Annotated in this window: 18 protein-coding genes; 6 read left to right on the top strand and 12 right to left on the bottom strand. The window is 64.0% G+C overall.

The features are described 5' to 3' along the window. Positions 1 to 6 precede the first annotated feature (6 nt). From L8H00_RS07730 to L8H00_RS07710, 5 genes are all read left to right on the top strand, one after another. Positions 7 to 1,233: a histidine-type phosphatase gene (locus tag L8H00_RS07730; RefSeq protein WP_242096732.1), complete on the top strand. Its 1,227-nt coding sequence runs from the start codon at positions 7 to 9 to the stop codon at positions 1,231 to 1,233. A gap of 361 nt (positions 1,234 to 1,594) precedes the next feature. Further along, a complete protein-coding gene (locus L8H00_RS07725) occupies positions 1,595 to 1,972 on the top strand; it encodes a hypothetical protein (RefSeq protein ID WP_242096731.1) in 378 nt (125 codons plus the stop codon). A 41-nt stretch (positions 1,973 to 2,013) separates the two neighbouring features. Then, positions 2,014 to 2,190: a hypothetical protein gene (locus tag L8H00_RS07720; protein WP_242096730.1), complete on the top strand. Its 177-nt coding sequence runs from the start codon at positions 2,014 to 2,016 to the stop codon at positions 2,188 to 2,190. After that, the gene (locus L8H00_RS07715) at positions 2,187 to 2,630 is read left to right on the top strand and encodes a hypothetical protein (protein ID WP_242096729.1); all 444 of its coding nucleotides are present in this window, start codon (positions 2,187 to 2,189) and stop codon (positions 2,628 to 2,630) included. The genes L8H00_RS07720 and L8H00_RS07715 overlap by 4 nt, the downstream gene beginning before the upstream one ends. Positions 2,631 to 2,862: 232 nt before the next feature. Then, complete coding sequence (locus L8H00_RS07710; RefSeq protein ID WP_242096728.1) at positions 2,863 to 3,516, top strand: HNH endonuclease; 654 nt, start codon at positions 2,863 to 2,865, stop codon at positions 3,514 to 3,516. A 125-nt stretch (positions 3,517 to 3,641) separates the two neighbouring features. On the opposite strand, the gene L8H00_RS07705 is transcribed toward L8H00_RS07710, so the two are convergent. The 4 genes from L8H00_RS07705 to L8H00_RS07690 are packed head-to-tail and all read right to left on the bottom strand — an operon-like array spanning position 3,642 to position 7,538. Then, positions 3,642 to 4,916 (bottom strand): McrC family protein, encoded by a 1,275-nt coding sequence (locus L8H00_RS07705; protein WP_242096727.1) that lies wholly within the window; start codon positions 4,914 to 4,916, stop codon positions 3,642 to 3,644. Positions 4,917 to 4,925: 9 nt separating this feature from the next. Next, positions 4,926 to 5,855 carry an AAA family ATPase gene (locus L8H00_RS07700; RefSeq protein ID WP_242096726.1) on the bottom strand — a complete coding sequence of 310 codons (930 nt, stop codon included), beginning with the start codon at positions 5,853 to 5,855 and terminating at the stop codon, positions 4,926 to 4,928. Beyond that, complete coding sequence (locus tag L8H00_RS07695) at positions 5,852 to 6,466, bottom strand: hypothetical protein (protein ID WP_242096725.1); 615 nt, start codon at positions 6,464 to 6,466, stop codon at positions 5,852 to 5,854. Before L8H00_RS07695 ends, L8H00_RS07700 begins: the two co-directional genes overlap by 4 nt. Further along, complete coding sequence (locus L8H00_RS07690; protein WP_242096724.1) at positions 6,453 to 7,538, bottom strand: site-specific DNA-methyltransferase; 1,086 nt, start codon at positions 7,536 to 7,538, stop codon at positions 6,453 to 6,455. The genes L8H00_RS07695 and L8H00_RS07690 overlap by 14 nt, the downstream gene beginning before the upstream one ends. Positions 7,539 to 7,854: 316 nt before the next feature. On the opposite strand from L8H00_RS07690, the gene L8H00_RS07685 reads away from it, so the two are divergent. Continuing rightward, on the top strand, positions 7,855 to 8,583 hold the full coding sequence (locus L8H00_RS07685; protein ID WP_242096723.1) for a hypothetical protein: 729 nt from the start codon (positions 7,855 to 7,857) through the stop codon (positions 8,581 to 8,583). Positions 8,584 to 8,723: 140 nt separating this feature from the next. On the opposite strand, the gene L8H00_RS07680 is transcribed toward L8H00_RS07685, so the two are convergent. The 8 genes from L8H00_RS07680 to L8H00_RS07645 all read right to left on the bottom strand — a co-directional run. Beyond that, positions 8,724 to 9,032, bottom strand: a complete 309-nt coding sequence (locus tag L8H00_RS07680; protein ID WP_242096722.1) for a hypothetical protein — start codon at positions 9,030 to 9,032, stop codon at positions 8,724 to 8,726. A gap of 143 nt (positions 9,033 to 9,175) precedes the next feature. Next, on the bottom strand, positions 9,176 to 10,000 hold the full coding sequence (locus L8H00_RS07675) for a hypothetical protein (protein ID WP_242096721.1): 825 nt from the start codon (positions 9,998 to 10,000) through the stop codon (positions 9,176 to 9,178). Next, positions 9,997 to 10,275, bottom strand: a complete 279-nt coding sequence (locus L8H00_RS07670; RefSeq protein ID WP_242096720.1) for a hypothetical protein — start codon at positions 10,273 to 10,275, stop codon at positions 9,997 to 9,999. Before L8H00_RS07670 ends, L8H00_RS07675 begins: the two co-directional genes overlap by 4 nt. 87 nt (positions 10,276 to 10,362) lie before the next feature. Then, positions 10,363 to 11,256 (bottom strand): hypothetical protein, encoded by an 894-nt coding sequence (locus tag L8H00_RS07665; protein WP_242096719.1) that lies wholly within the window; start codon positions 11,254 to 11,256, stop codon positions 10,363 to 10,365. Then, a complete protein-coding gene (locus L8H00_RS07660; RefSeq protein ID WP_242096718.1) occupies positions 11,253 to 11,606 on the bottom strand; it encodes a DUF2958 domain-containing protein in 354 nt (117 codons plus the stop codon). Before L8H00_RS07660 ends, L8H00_RS07665 begins: the two co-directional genes overlap by 4 nt. After that, the gene (locus tag L8H00_RS07655; protein WP_242096717.1) at positions 11,606 to 12,670 is read right to left on the bottom strand and encodes a hypothetical protein; all 1,065 of its coding nucleotides are present in this window, start codon (positions 12,668 to 12,670) and stop codon (positions 11,606 to 11,608) included. Before L8H00_RS07655 ends, L8H00_RS07660 begins: the two co-directional genes overlap by 1 nt. Positions 12,671 to 12,735: 65 nt before the next feature. Next, positions 12,736 to 12,999 carry a hypothetical protein gene (locus L8H00_RS07650; RefSeq protein ID WP_242096716.1) on the bottom strand — a complete coding sequence of 88 codons (264 nt, stop codon included), beginning with the start codon at positions 12,997 to 12,999 and terminating at the stop codon, positions 12,736 to 12,738. Positions 13,000 to 13,168: 169 nt separating this feature from the next. Then, positions 13,169 to 14,750, bottom strand: a 1,582-nt coding sequence (locus tag L8H00_RS07645) for a site-specific integrase (RefSeq protein WP_242096715.1), incomplete at its 5' end; no start/stop codon positions are given.

The raw sequence follows: 14,750 nt of genomic DNA, 5'->3' as shown, positions 1-14,750 counted from the left end.
CGGATGATGAAGACGCTTGCCGCTCTCGCGCTCGGCCTGGCCGGCGTTTCCCTCGCCCATGCGCAGTCGCCCGCACTGCCCAAAGGCTGGACGGTAGACCGGGTCGTGGTGGTGATGCGCCACGGCGTCCGGCCGCCCACCAAGGCGGTGCCGCTGCCCGCAGGTACGGCCGCCGATCCGTGGCCGGCGTGGCCGGTCGAGCCGGGCTATCTCACGCCGCACGGCGCGGCGGCGATCGCGCTGGCAGGCGACTATGACCGTTCGGCCTTCGTCGCGGCGCGCCTGCTGCCCGCCACCGGATGCCCGCGCGCGGGGCAAGTGCGCGTGATCGCCGACAGCGACGAGCGGACGATCGCTACCGCGGCCGCCTATGTCACGGCGCTGACGCCCGCCTGCACCCAGCCGATCGCACACGCGCCGCAGGACGTGCCCGACGCGCGCTTTTCCCCGGTGGGCGAAGGGGGCACGCCGATCGACCCCGCCCTCGCCGCCGCCGCCGTGCGCGACGCGGTGGGGCCGGCGGGGCTTGCCGGCGTCGAAGCGGGCGTGAAGCCGATCCTGGAGCGGATCGACGCCATCCTGTGCGGCGCGGCGAAGACCGGTTGCGGCATCGCCACGACGCCGACCGCGATCGTCCCCGCGACAGCCACCAGCCGTCCCAAATTGAAGGGCGCGCTCGACCGTGGCTCGACCGCCGCGCAGATCCTCCTGCTGGAATATGCCGATGGCAAGCCGATGGCGGAGGTCGGCTGGGGCCGGGCGACGCCGGCCGACATCACGCGCGCTTCCGCCCTCCACGCGCTGGAATTCCGGTTGCTCGCCCGGCCCACCTATCTCGCCGCGCGGAACAGCGCCGGGCTGGCACCGCTGATCGCCGACGCGCTGCGCAGCGATGCGCCCGGCGCGCCCGCGATCGTCGCCATCTCGGGCCACGATACCAATGTCGCGAGCCTTGCCGCGCTGTTCGACCTCCACTGGTCCGTCCCCGGCTTCGCGACCGACGATCCCGCCCCAGGCGGCGCGATCGTCCTGGAGCGCCTGACGGATCGCACGGGACAGCACCGGATCCGCATCCGCTACCGGGCCCCGACGCTCGACCAGATCCGCAACCTCACCGGCCTGAACCGGAGCAACATCTATGACCGCGCCGCTTCTCCCACGCCCTGCATCGCGGACGCGGCGCTCGGCTGCCCGATGGCGCAAGTCTTGAGCGCACTCACTGCGTCCCGATAAGCGCCCCCGAAACGCGGGTGCGTCGGATCCGGCCGGCATATGTTTGCTTGGCTGGGGCGGCAGGAGCCTGTTCCCCGTTTTGCATCCCCAGCAAATCTGCCGTTTTCGGCCGTTGAGCTGTGCCGCTCGATGAGGTCTCTGTAGCAGTGGGTTGGGGCGTTCGGTCAACTGCTCATCACACCGGGGCGGCGCGCTCAGTATGTCTTCGCCTGTCAAAAGGGCATTCTGGACGGCATTATCTTCGTCAACCGCAACGGCTGCGCTCGCTTGATGCGCCCGACCTATAGCTATCAATGTGCTTGGCATATGCTAACATCCCAGGCGATATGGGCATCAAGAGCCGGCAGCGGCATGGGAGGGAGTGCTGGCAAAGGGAAGGCTGTTCGGCGATGTTGTCATCGCCGCCCTCATTTCGGCCGCAGCGACCGCGCCGGTCGCCGGCTACGTCGCTTACGCCACTCACACCGAGGCCATGGCGCGCATCGAGGTAGACGGGACAAAACAGTCGGGCGAGATCCTCATCGCCCAGCGCCGCCTAGCTTTCGAGCAAAGGCAAGCGGCCTGCGCCAACGCGCTGATGTTTCTCGAGGACGAGAAGACAAACCCCGCCCTGCCCCCGGCGGAAACTCAACTTCTGCTTGCCGACATGCGGCACACCGCGTCATCTTGCGTTGGTGGCACGGATGTCGGTTCGCTGGCGACGCCGCGGGCATCTAGTCAACCGGCGTCGGCGCGTTGAGCGGCTCTTTGATCCTCATTGCATGCCTAGCCGTCTACTCGATGGCGGTTTTCGCCGGTGTCCTGGCGTTTCTACGGATGCGCCGGGAGAACGAGGAGCTGCACGAACAGATGAAGTGGATGAAGCGCGACCATAAGGCGCATACGTCGAGCTATGCCAAAGGGGATCAGGAGCGGACAAGAGATGGGTCCGGCAGCGGTCCAGTGAACAACGCGTGACCGCGACGCTGCTTGCAGGTTTGCTCGGCGGCGTGATCGCCGCGGGAATCACTCTAGCCGGAGTCCTCATCACCAATCGATGGCGGCTGGCTGAAGAGAATGTGATCAAGCAGCGTGCGGAGTGGCGCGGGGCCGTCCGGCTATTGATCTCCGAAGCCGTCAACATCGAGAACGAGAAGGATGCGCGCCGGATATGGGCAGAGATCGCTTTGCGAATGAATCCCGACGAAGACCCTAAGAAGGACGACGCAGAACTCGTGGCGCTGGTTCGAGACCTAAGCCGCGAAGAGAACCGGACCGACGACCGGCGGGAGCGAATCGTCAATCTTGCGGCACATATCCTGAAGCACGACTGGACACGCGCTAAGTGGGAAGCGCAGGGCTGGTTCTGGGAGGAAGAGCCCGAGCAGACCCGTTGTCCGGGAGAGCGGCGCATTTGAAGTGTCAGTCAACCCTCGGTGTCGGCGAGACCCAGCGCTTCATTCACGCCTCCGGGATGCGATCCATGTGAGAAGTTCGCCTCGGTCATACTTCGGCAGATCGCACGAAAAAGAGTGAACGCGTGGCGCTGTCGGCGCCATTCTGAGTAGAGCGTGCGGCAAGGGCGCTGAGACTGCCAAGACCTCGCGCGACAGGTCGGCGAACCCAGCACAGAAATTTGAGGAGTCGCCAATGATCTCGATCACCTGGCACAATGCCGCCGCGAAAGGCTGGCGCGATGATCTGCCACTATCATGGTTTAAGGGGTCAAATCAGGCGAAGCTGTCGCACTTATCTTGGCCGCCCCGGGGGGCGTCGGTGGTGGCGGTATGCAGCCTGCGTCTCGACGGTGAAAAGGCCTACCTTGATTACGGTCACGCGCATCAAGCTGAGAACGAGGCGAACGACATCTACCCGGACTTGCTGCGGCTAACATTCAGTGACCGCAAACGAGACGTGCTCGTCGGACTGGAGTGGATGGAGGAAGATGGCAAATACGCGCCATGCCCGGCAAGCTGGTCTGATAGCGCCGACATCGAAATAGCCGAGGGAGACGCAAAGTTGGTCAAACATCTTCGCCGCGAGCGTGACGCGAACCTGCGCGACATGAAAATTGCGGCAGCCGGCGGTGATCAATCTTGCCAGGCTTGCGGCTTCGACGCGGCAACACGGTATGGCATGCCTTATTGCGAAGTACACCACGAGGACGCGATCAAGGGTGGACCGCGCATGACCAAGCTAGAGCGGCTGGCGATCCTGTGCGCGAATTGCCATCGCGCGATCCATCGCATTAAGCCGATGCCGAGCGTATCAACGTTCAAGACGATGATCGCCGCATCAGTCTGAGGGTGATGCTGCAATGCTGCCGGACAATCCGCCGCCTGCGCGTGGTTGGCGACCGTGAAGATCGCGCGGCTGTCGCCCTTTAGCACGTAGAGCCAATTGGCGATGTAGCTTGCTCAACCAAAGTGTTAGGCAGCGGCATTTGCGGCGAACAACGCTCCAAGCGCGGCGCTCAATGCTGCTTCCTCAACTTCAATCTGTACGTTTGAGAGGTCAATCAGCGCCCGGTAGCAATCGATGCCCTGCACGGCGCCCAGGCGCTCAACGCCAGTCTGCTGTTTGTCCATCGCCGGATACAGTAAAACCGCAATCTTTACGCCGTAGGTGATCGCATAGGTCAGCAGCTGGTTGAGATTGTCGCGTTCGGGTGCAGTCTCGCACGGCTTGTATTTAACCTCCACAATGCCGATCGGAGCGCCGTTGCGGCTGATGACAATGTCGGGCGTTGTGTCGCGGTTGCCGAAAACGCCTGGATCGGTGAACAGCAATTTCGCCGCGCCTGCCGGTGGCTGCTTGTTTCCGTCGTAAACGTCTACACCGATGAATTCGACACTCTCTTGCAGCACAATCCGTGTGTAGTCCTCGAATACATCCTCCATCTTGATAAGGAAAGACGGCAGCCGCAGCAGGCCTTCGCCGCGGAGGCGGATACCCTCTTCGCGCAGGATGACGGCGGACAGCGCCACCAGCTGCCGTAACATCGGCCGTTGTTCTGGAAGCCCGGCAATCGACGGCACCTCAGGCTCGGGGTCGTCTGGAACGCCATCTAGGAGCTCTAAGCCGCGCTCGATGAAGCGCGCCAGCTTCGGCTCGCCGCCGCCGCCGAAGAGCGCGCCGCGCAGCAATCGCCGTCCTGCCGTGAGGATTACGCGGTTGGGCGGATTGTCGATCGTGCGGTCGAAGCGCTCATAGACGGCGGTAGCCCGCTGTGCCGTCCGACTGCGGAGGGCCGTCTGAAGGGGTAGCAGCCGCCCGCTCGGACTGGCGCTGACATAGCAGCGTCGGGCGTAAGTCTTATAGACGCCCTCGTACCGCAGCTCGTCCAGCAATGTCGCGTAGCGGGTGGCCAGCAATTGCATGAAGGGCGCGGCATTGACGGCACCCGCCCCGAAGGAATGCAGGTAAGGCAGCGTTTCGGCCGGGCCCCTTTTACTACGCGCCATCAGATATTCGACGTTCGCGACCGGCATACGCGGGGCAACCTCGATCGCGACGCGGTTATTTAATGGGATAAAGCCGATGTAACCGGTCGGCTGGACCTCGAGCACGTCGGCGCGCAGCCTGATCCGAAACAGCTTCTCGCCCTTAAGGTCCGGAAACAGGTCAAGTCTGCGATCTTGCAGGATCAGCTCGGCCGGAACGACGACCGGCTTATGCTCGCGCGCCTTGATGATGAGCGTCATGCGTCCGTGTTACGACTGCTGCGCGCCGCCGGCCGGCGGCGGCGCGATCACCGCCTCCCACTGCTGCGCCAGCTGCGCGAAGGCGGCGTCATTGTCCCGGCAGGCGCGGCGCAGCACGTAGGCAAGCTGCAAGTCCCAGAGGCGCGCCAAGCTGGCGAGATCGTGCGCGTGCACGAAGAAGCCGTGGCCGAGGTGGCAGCGGTCGTTTTGGTGCGCCTGCAAGGCGCGAAAGAAGATGGCAGCCCGCTCGACCAGGGCCGGTTCGAGCCCGTTTTCCGTTAGGAGCGCGCGCAAGGCCGTCTCGGAGGGCGGCATTGTGATGAAGGCGAAGCGGCGTTCGAGCGCCGCATCCAAGTCGTCGACGCCGCGATCCCACGGGTTCATGGTGGCGAGGATGAAGATATTGTCCGGGACGCTGAGGTCGGTGCCGGAGGCAAGCTTGAACTGCCGGTTGCGCTTGCTGCGTTCGATATAGGTCAGAGCCTCGCCGAAAACGCGGGCGACATCGGCGCGACTGATCTCGTCGATGACCATCACGTAGAGACCGGTGGTCTCGCTAGCATCGAGGCAGAGCTGCCCAAATACTTTGAGCTGCCGCGTGAATCCCTGACCCTCCGGGACATAGCCTTCGATGAAGTCCTCGTACTGGTAGGAAGAATGGAACTGCACGAACGGCGTGCGACCGGGATCGCCGCCAGTCAGCGCCGCCGCAATCAGCGCGGCTTTGCGGCTCTTGCCGGTGCCTGGCACCCCGCTCAGGATGGCGCCCGCGTACCCGTCCGCTATCGCGTTTTGAACGGCCACAAGCTCGGCATCGTCGGCGGACAAAGCTGCATCGTCGGAACTTGCGGCCGGCGGCGGCACCGGTGCGGCGGCATCCTCCAGGACCAACCCGAGCTGCTCGGCTGTCAGCTGGCGCGCCTTGTCGCTGCGGATCATGCGGCAATCTCGATCTGCTCGTAGTCGGCCGCCGAGAAGGTTGCGAAATCGTCAGCGAACAGCCCGTGCCCGTAGGGCTCGCCGCCGAGTGCGAAGCAGAAGTCGCGGCTGACCGCCTGCTCGATCACCGCGCGGGTCGGCAGGCTATCGAAGCCAAAATCGCGGTAGAAGAACGTGGCAAAGGCGTAGAGCGGCAGCGCCTCCGGCAGCATCGTCTGCCGGGCGAGTTCGGCGTGGTGTTCGCGGAGGGTAAAGACGGCCTGCGTGCCGCCGCCTTCAATCGTGAGCACGTTGTACAAAGGACTGACCGGCCGGATTGAACTCGGCGCATATGATCCCGCCACGTTGGCATTGAAGAGGATCGAATTCGGGTTCGTCGTAAGCGGCACGGCGTAGGGCTTCTTCTGCGGCGGATCGCCGATGCGGAAGAAGCGATCGAAGAAGGCGCGGAAATCGGGCCGGAGTTTGTCTTCACGCTGCGCCGTCGCGGCTTCGTTCAGCACCGCGAGATAACCGGCGACGCTGCGGTGCGCGCCCAGACCGATCAGCGTGGCCATCGCCTGCCGCACCCGCGGCAGCGTCGGCAGATAAATGGGTTCAGCCGTCGCCATCAGGCACGATCTCCACGCGTGATTCTGTGAGCAGGGCAAGGTCGATGCCGACGCCGCTCCGCTGCATGGCGCAAGCCGTTCGGAGCGTGGTGCCGGTTCCCATGAAAGGATCGAGGACGATCCCCGGCCGAAAAGCGGCGTTGCAGCCACAACTTGTCCAGCCGGCAGTCCGCTTCTTGGTAAAGGTGAACTCGCGAAAGTAGCCTTTGAGGGCTGTCTTCGCCTCGGCGGCGAGCGCCTTCACGGCAGCCGAGTTGCGGCCGGTGCCGGTCTGGACGTGGAGGGCCTTGCCGGCATCCGAAATGCCGGTTGCCCGGATCGCGTCGAAATGGGCGGGTGTCAGCTTATGCTGTCGGGCAAGTTCAACTGCGCGTCGGGCTTGCGGCCGCGACATGTCGAGTTCGTGGGTCCGCTCCACGATCCGCTCGCGCGGCTTGCCGCAGGTGCTGCATACAAGGCTCGGGCACGCCAGGTCGATCAGCCGCTCGACTAGCTCGGGTGGGAATGGTGCGAGGTGGCGGCTGACGTCGCGGCGAAGGCCGATCTTCCACACGTCGCCCGGATTAGTGCCGTTCCCGTATTTCTCTGAATAGCCGAACATATCGTAGTAGTAGTCGTGGGTCGGGCAGAAGTGGAAGATGTACTCGTAACGCGAGGCTAGCCGGTTCTGAGCGGGTTCAGGCATGCCGGACTCTTTGGCCCAAATAATCCGGTTCCGAACGATCCAGCCGGCATCGCGCGCGGCGACTTCGAGCCGAGCTGGCACGCCTGCCAGTGATTTTGCGCTGTAAGTGTCGCCGATATTGACAAAGATCGATCCCCACGAGGGGATGATCCGCCGCCAGTCATCAAGGCAGGAGATGATCATCGCCACAAACTCTTGCGGCGTCGGCTCCTGGCCGATCTGGCCCTCAACGCCGTAGTCTCGCTTTTTCCAGTAGGGCGGCGACGTGATGATGATGTCAGCGCGCGTGACCGCCAGGCTCGCTCGCCGCGCATCGCCCGGAATGCGCCACATGAAGGCGGGCTCAATCGTCTCCCCGGCGCTACGTTCTCGTTCGGTCCGCGCCATCGTTTGCTCACCCTTCGTTCCGGCGTGTAGCGGTAGCGGTTTGCCCAGTCCAGCCGAAGGGGCATCTCGCGGCTGGCAGGGCACAGTCCGAACTAAGAGAAACCCAGCGGTCGTCCGTAGGCACCGACCTGAAAGCGCGCTAGCTGAAGACCCCCTTGGCCGGCGATAGGACGTATCAAACCCACCTGCCGAGACGACTCACAGCTCGGGGCGAAGCCTAGAGTATCGCTCGATCGAGCGGCGGGAAGTGTAAAAGACGTAATAATCTCGCGCTATTAGGGGCTTCGCATGTCGCGGGCCTCTGATGAGGCTACCGATGACCCAAATCCCATTCAAAAGCGGCTCTCGCCTTCTCGACAGCGTCGCATTCCTGAACGACCAGCATGGCCTGCTGCTGAACGGCCATATCACCCTCAATTTCGCGCAGCTCGGGATGCCCGACGAACCGTCCGCCAAGGCAGCCCTCACGAGCATGAACGTGTTCCTCGCGAGAAAGATCGACGGTGCCGGGCGGGCATTGGGATGCGAGATGGAGCACTTCTACGTATATGCGCACGAGAGCTGCACTAACCACGGCTGGCATGTCCATGAGCTGATCGCGGTCCATCGGGGCATTTTGGGTGAGATCGCCGGCTGGTTGTCTCAATGGGTGGCGGACAGGTACGACGGACTCGGTGCGTCTCCTGATGCCGTTCGATTCCGCCCGCTTGGGGGCAAGACCGAGGAGATGCAGATCGCCCTTCAAGCGAAGCTAGTCCTATATATCTTGAAGACGATGGCGCCCGCAATCACGCGTGATCGCCACGGTCAGGCAGCCAACGTGCTCGACCTCATCGGTGTGACCCGGCGTCAGCATTCGAGCCCTCTGCCGATCAGGCGGATGACAGGGGCATCCCAGAACCTATGCCATCTCCGGCAGATGAAGGCAGGCTTTCGACAACCTGCGCATTGGGAGGATCTGCTCTCAGGTGCCCTGCTCTCCAATCGCCTGGCCCGGGAACGATCCGCCGAACTGCGTGACCAGCTACGAGACCTCGATTTCTGATGCTTCGTTTCGTCGCACATTAGCGATTTCCAAGCTAGCTTTGCGGGACAGGCATATAAGTGACTGTCTGTGCACGGATTTTTGGTCGCAACGGCGCAGTCGGGGCGTCATCGCGGATCGGGTGGGCATGCCGGCGACCGTCAGCCCCCCTGACGCGATGGTATGCCTCGACTGCGATCATAATGGCTGTCCATCTTCCAGACGATGCGACGTCCCTCCAATTCGAACTCAGCGACAACGCGGGTTCGGAAGGCGGCTGACTGAACGCGGCGATCGGCATACGCCACGAAGAGAGCCTGCCTCCGATCGTAGACGACGCGCCCCCGCGGGTATTCCTCGTATTCTGCGGTGAGCGGGATCATCGGGATGCCCGCGGCCCGCAGGCGGGCAGCTCCGAGGCCGATGAGATAGTCCCAGAACTCGGCATGCCCACGATCATGGGTCAGCATGTCACCGTACGGTTCAGCCTGACCTAGCGGGGTGAGATCGCACAGGAGCCGTGATACCCCGCCGTCTGGCACGAACCAGAAGATGCCGACGCTCGGCGAGGCTGGAGGAACGACCAACGATGCCGGCTCGTGTCTCGACATGGTCACGCCGGCCGGACGCAAATCTCGGCGGCGTCGTTCTTCCAGCAAGGTCCAGACTGGACCATCACGCCTAGCTCATCGAACGCCCGGTTGCTGCCGCGCCGGCTGCTCCAATAACCCTTTGCATCGGGTCCATCTTGCTGGATCATCGCGCGGTAGCCGCTGCCGTCGCTTTTGCTCATCGTGTCGACGTTGCCATGGCCGTCGTCCTGGTAGGAGCAAGTGCCGTCGATGATGATCTGACCTCCGACGACGAGGCGGCAACGTCCCGGTCTATAGCCGTCGTCGGCGATCTGCGTTTCGGCGGCCGGCGTCGCTGCTGCCGCCGCCGGTTCCGCTTGCCCCTTCCGGCAGTCGTTCACCTCGTACTGGAACAGCGCCGCGTCATTATCGGCATCGGCAATGATCCACACGGCGGGATCACCGGCATCGAACGCCAGCGTCTGGCCTGCGGCCAGCGACCCCAACGGGGTGGTCTCGTCGCCGTCCTTAACTGCCACCTTAAGGTTTAATCGGCGGCTTGAACCATTGGTGATATGAGCCTTGTCGGTCGAGCAGAACACGGTGCCTGTCGGCCCCTCGCCAACGTTCTCCCAGGTCGGGGGGTGGCGGCGCAACCCATCCGTGACCAGGAAATCGGTGGCGGTCTGCTTCACGTCGGCCGCATCGGTCGTGTTGTCGATGAACCCCGCGGTATTATCGATCATCGCCGTGCTGTTGCCGGTATCGGTCGACCCTCGCGACATCGTGAACAATGCGAGGCCCAAGCCGATGATGACGCAGACCGCGACAAACAGCAGCCCCGTCTGGATATGTCGCCGGTTCATCGCGCACTCCCCTGCGCAAGTACATCCGCGGCGCGTTCGCTTTGTGACGCGATGTCTGCGATGCGGTCATGGATCGAGATAAACGTCGCGGTAATGCCGAGACCAAGGACGATAACGATGAAGCCGCCGACCAGTAGCGTCGCGTAATAGAGCCGCAGCGGATCGCTCGCGAGCGGGCCGCCGATCAGCGAGATGCCCAACCAGGAGCCGAGCACCAGCGCGATGGCGAGGATCAACAAGATCAGGATACGGTATAGGTCGACGATGAAGCGCATGATGCGTCCTCTCGATGGGGAGCGGGAAGGTGCGGTGATGGAGCATTCGCCCCGGACGGGTTCTGCGCGCGCTAGGAAACGCTCTGGCTATCTCTGCTGGCAGTCCTCGAAGATGTTACCGCGGAGGTCGAAGCGGTTGTCGGGACCGTTATCCAGCCAACCGGGGACGTACTTGCCGGTACGCTTCCACTCCGCGACCTGCGCGGCTGTCTCTGCTTTCTTCTTCGCGACCCGGTTTGGGCAGTCGGCCTTGTAGGCCTCCCGCGAGGGATACCCCGCGGCAGGGTCCATATCCTTGCCGATGAGGCCCTGGAACGTCATGTTGGCGAACGCCGCCAAGGGACGGCCGACGAACTCCTGTCCGTCGACCAACGCACCCGCCAACAGCAGCTGTCGACCCCCGATCTCACCGATCGAACCGGACCCCGGCTCCATCTCCGTGAAGATGAACCCGAGGTTGTGCTTCTGCTGGGTAAGCTGATTGAAGCTCGTCGCCCGCATGATCCAGCCAAGGCTGCCCTTCTGCCACCTGATCGCGGTGTGGTTCTCCTGCATCCGGGCAACCAGGGTGCTTAGCTTGAAGCCCAGGGGGAAGCGGTCCACCTGGAGCCATCCACCAAGGAAGCTGCTCGGCGGCGTCACCGACGCCTGATCTGGCCGCCCGCGTGCTGGCGCCGCCGCCGGGGTGGTTGAGGGCGTAGTGAAAGCGAACGCTCCCAGCGCCACTACAAATCTTGACAACCGCATCTGCCGTCCCCCTGTGTCCAGTCGGGGCGACGGCCGAAGCCGGATGTTGAGAACACTGGCACAGCTCAGCGCGCATGCGCCTTTACCGGCGAGCCGGCTGGACATGCGCGCATGCCACCCGGCCAAGAAACCGACCAGGGTGCTGCACAAAGAGGTTCTCACGCCCCGCTTCCGAGTGTCGCGGAAGCGAGCGAACGATAAGGGACGGACCGCCGCGAACGCAAGCGGGATCATGCGATGATCCTGCGGGCGGCACGGGCGGCGTCGGTGAAGCCGGACAGCGGCTTGTCGGGGACGAACCACCGGTCGATCTCGATGGGCAGCCCCAAGCGACCACGCACACCCGCCAGCTCGGCCAAGCTGACATAGCCAAGCTCGGGCTCACCGACGCCCAGATCGCATAGGCCGAACGCACGATCGGGATCGCGCGGGTCGACCTCGGCAAGCAGCCATGTGGCGCCGGCGTCGGGGGTGAACAGCTTCACCACCGGCGGTGGGTCGGTCCGCACCCCGGTCGCCGATCGGCGTCCGTTGGCGAGCAGGCGCGCCAGCGTCCGCCGCGGCAGGAACGTACCGCGGCGCATCACGCCGCCTGCCCGATCAAGCGCAGCGGGCGGCTGGCGGGGACGATGGGGTCCCATCCCTGCCCCGAACGAAGCAGCGCATCTTCGACCACCTGATCGACCTGACGCCAATCGAGGTAGCGGTCATGAAGGCTGAGCGCCTCGTCCCCTGCCCCGGCCCAACCGAGCGCATCGACGAACTGTTCCAGATGGACGTTCGCAAACCTCGCCTGCGTGTCGTCACACGGCGTCAGGAACGACGTGTAGAGCGACGCCGCCTGCTGCACGAGGTGGTTGTGCCTGGGCGCGAGGAAGACGAACGTCGCCTCCGCGACATCCCCGCGCATCAGCATCGCCTGCGCCAAGAGATGTTCGCGGAAGACCTGCTGCAACGGATTGACCCGCAACGCCGCGTGCAGCGGTTCCTTGAACAGGCCGGACGCCGGGGCCAGCACCTCGTAACGCTCGTTCAGGGCGGACGGCGCGGGTTCGGTCATGCCCTCGGAATATTTGACCTCGATACCTACGAAGCCGGGGCCGCCGTCACTGCGCTCGTAGAACAGCGCTACGTCGAAGGCGCTGCGGTCGCCGGTCAGGGCGGGGTCCCGCCGGCCGGGGGAGTGCTCGAAGCGGACCTGACGAACGATTGCGATGTCGCGGTCGGGGAGCAGGGACCGCATGACCTTCGCTGCGAGCGCCTTGTCGAAGGCCAGCGGCGCGAAGGCGTTAAACGCAAGCGGCATGGACGAAAGAAGGTTGCCATAGAGGCGCTGGCGATCGATCAGCGCGCCGGCCTCCTGGTACGCCACCTCGCGACGAACCAGATGCGCGACCGCCGGGTTCATGAAGTTGCGGCCGGTATCCGTCGCCTGCGTGGACAGCATCGACCCGAGCCGACGCTTGCGGCCCTCGCGGTCGCGATGAACGCCGATCGGGAGCCCCTGCCGCTCGCGCCACAGCGATTGCAGGAGGCGCGCGCAGCTGCGGAACCGGGTGTCGTACTTTTCGTGAACGTGATGCTTCTTGAGCAGCGCGACCGGAATGATGGGAAGCTGGCCGCCGGGCCGGCCGTGTACGGGTACCATGAACCCTCCTCGCTTTTCCCCGCAGCAGCGCGGGCATGGAGGATTCGTCGATCGGCGGGACTTGTTTACATGATCGGCCGATCAAGGCCGTCAGACAGGACTTGGGTCAGGGCGACCAGACCACGCTGCGGCAAAGCGTGTCTTCCGTCCGGTACGATTCGCCCCGTGGTCGGATAGTAGCTCACAGACGACGATACCTTGAGATGGTGCGGGTTGCCCTCGGGGCGGCGCACATCCACGCCTCGCCTCAACAGGGTATTGATAGCCTCGATCATCAAGGGAGCATCTCCCTGACGAACCGTTGCGAAAGACATATCAATAAACTTCATTCTACAAACCTTCCCCCAAAGGGAGGCAGGGAAGGTGGTCGTATAGGTGAAGGTATAGGTAAGGGTAGAGAGGGGAAGGTAGGGGTAAGGGCGGCGGCGCCAGAGATTTGTGCGCCGTTCGGACCTAGCTGTCTACAGTTTCGGCCCGCACATGCGCCAGCGTTTGGCGCTATTTCGGGTAGAGGTCGCTGAGGTCGACACCGACAGCCCAGCGATCCATGGCCTCCTTCAGGTTCCGCGTCGTCAATCCCTTATTGTAGCGGGCATTCTCGCCAGGCGTCGAATGTCCGATCACTTCGTCTATCGTTGTCCTGGGCACACCGGCGCGCGCCATGAATGTCGTCACACTATGGCGGAAGGAGTGAAAGTCGCGCTTGACCGCATACAGACCGGTATCCTGCCGATAGCGCGTGAACCACTTGGAGTAGTTATGTCCGAGCCGGTCGTCCGCCCCTCCTGGTCGGAACTGCGGGAACAGCATGGTTTGACCCTCACGCCGCGTTGACGCGACGTATGCCAACAGCCCCAACCTGACCAACTCGTCGTGCATGGGGACGAGGCGGGTTGCATTTGCATTCTTGAGCTGCTGGCCGTCGCGCGCGTTGACGTCGAACACCAGAACGCCATCCACTTCCCGCAGGTCGGCTAGGCGCAACTGGCAAATCTCCTCCTGACGCAGGCCGGAGAACACGGCGATCAGCGGCAGCCAGAACTTCTCGTCGCGGATGATCACGTCGCCCGGCTTGGACCGGCGGCTCGGCGACTGGCACCCTGCCCATACCGGGCTCGCGAATAGCGTCCGCAGCTCGTCGCTGGTCCACATTACCCGCTGATCGCGCGCACGTTTCGCGGCGGCGAACCTCCAGCCGTTGAAGATGTTTGCCGGCGCGTGACCGCGCTCGACCGCCGTTTCCCACAGCGACGACAAGGCGTGGAAGTGCCGTTGAACGGTACGCGACGATAGGCGCTCGATGTCGCGATCCTTGGTGGCGGAGACGATGTCGCTTGCGGTCATCCCGCGAAATTCGGCCGCCTTGCCGTAGTTGGCCGGGAGGTCTTCGAGCAGCGCCTTGAACGACGCCGCCTCGGGCTTGGTGAAGCTGGCGACGGGGCGATTGCCGAAATGCTCGACGAGCAGTTCGTATGACTTGCGAGCCTGTAGCGCCGTCTGCCGCTCCCACACCTTGCGCCGAAGCTGGTCCTCTCGGAACGCCTCGGCCGCCGCCGCAAAGAGGGGTCCTGTGGCCACCTCGGGTTCTACGATCGGGGCCGGCGGGGGCGTTGGTGTGGCCCCGTCATTGAGGAGGGCGCTCGCCAGCAGCTTGTCCCGCGGTTCGTAGTCGAAGTTCCCTTCCGCCCTCGCCTTCAGCGTCTCGGCGATCTCGATGCCGGCACGCAGCATCGCCTGGCTGACCTTGCGGATGTTGAGCTTGTCGAACGTCGCATCGACGCCGTAGCGCCGAGCGAGTATTACGGAGGTGATCTGCCGGACCGACCCGAACGCGTTGCTCGCCAGGTCCTCCCGCGTACGGTCGGCCAGATCGCGGTAATGCTCAGCCCGCTCGGCACGGAAAGCATCGGGCATGTCGGCCATGAGGCGCTGATCGCCGTCGCGCTTGAGGGTGACGGTGTAGAAGTCCCTCACCAGCGCCGCGATGTCGGCATCGCTCAACATAGCGCCATCCGACAGACCCACGAACAATTCCTCCGATCGCAGGTACAGCCGGCGCGACAGTGACCTTGCGATACAG

Source organism: Sphingomonas sp. CROZ-RG-20F-R02-07, assembly GCF_022662335.1.
Classification (GTDB): Bacteria; Pseudomonadota; Alphaproteobacteria; order Sphingomonadales; family Sphingomonadaceae; genus Sphingomonas.
Note: the sequence above shows the minus strand (reverse complement) of the source record. Positions and strands in the feature narration are given on the sequence as shown.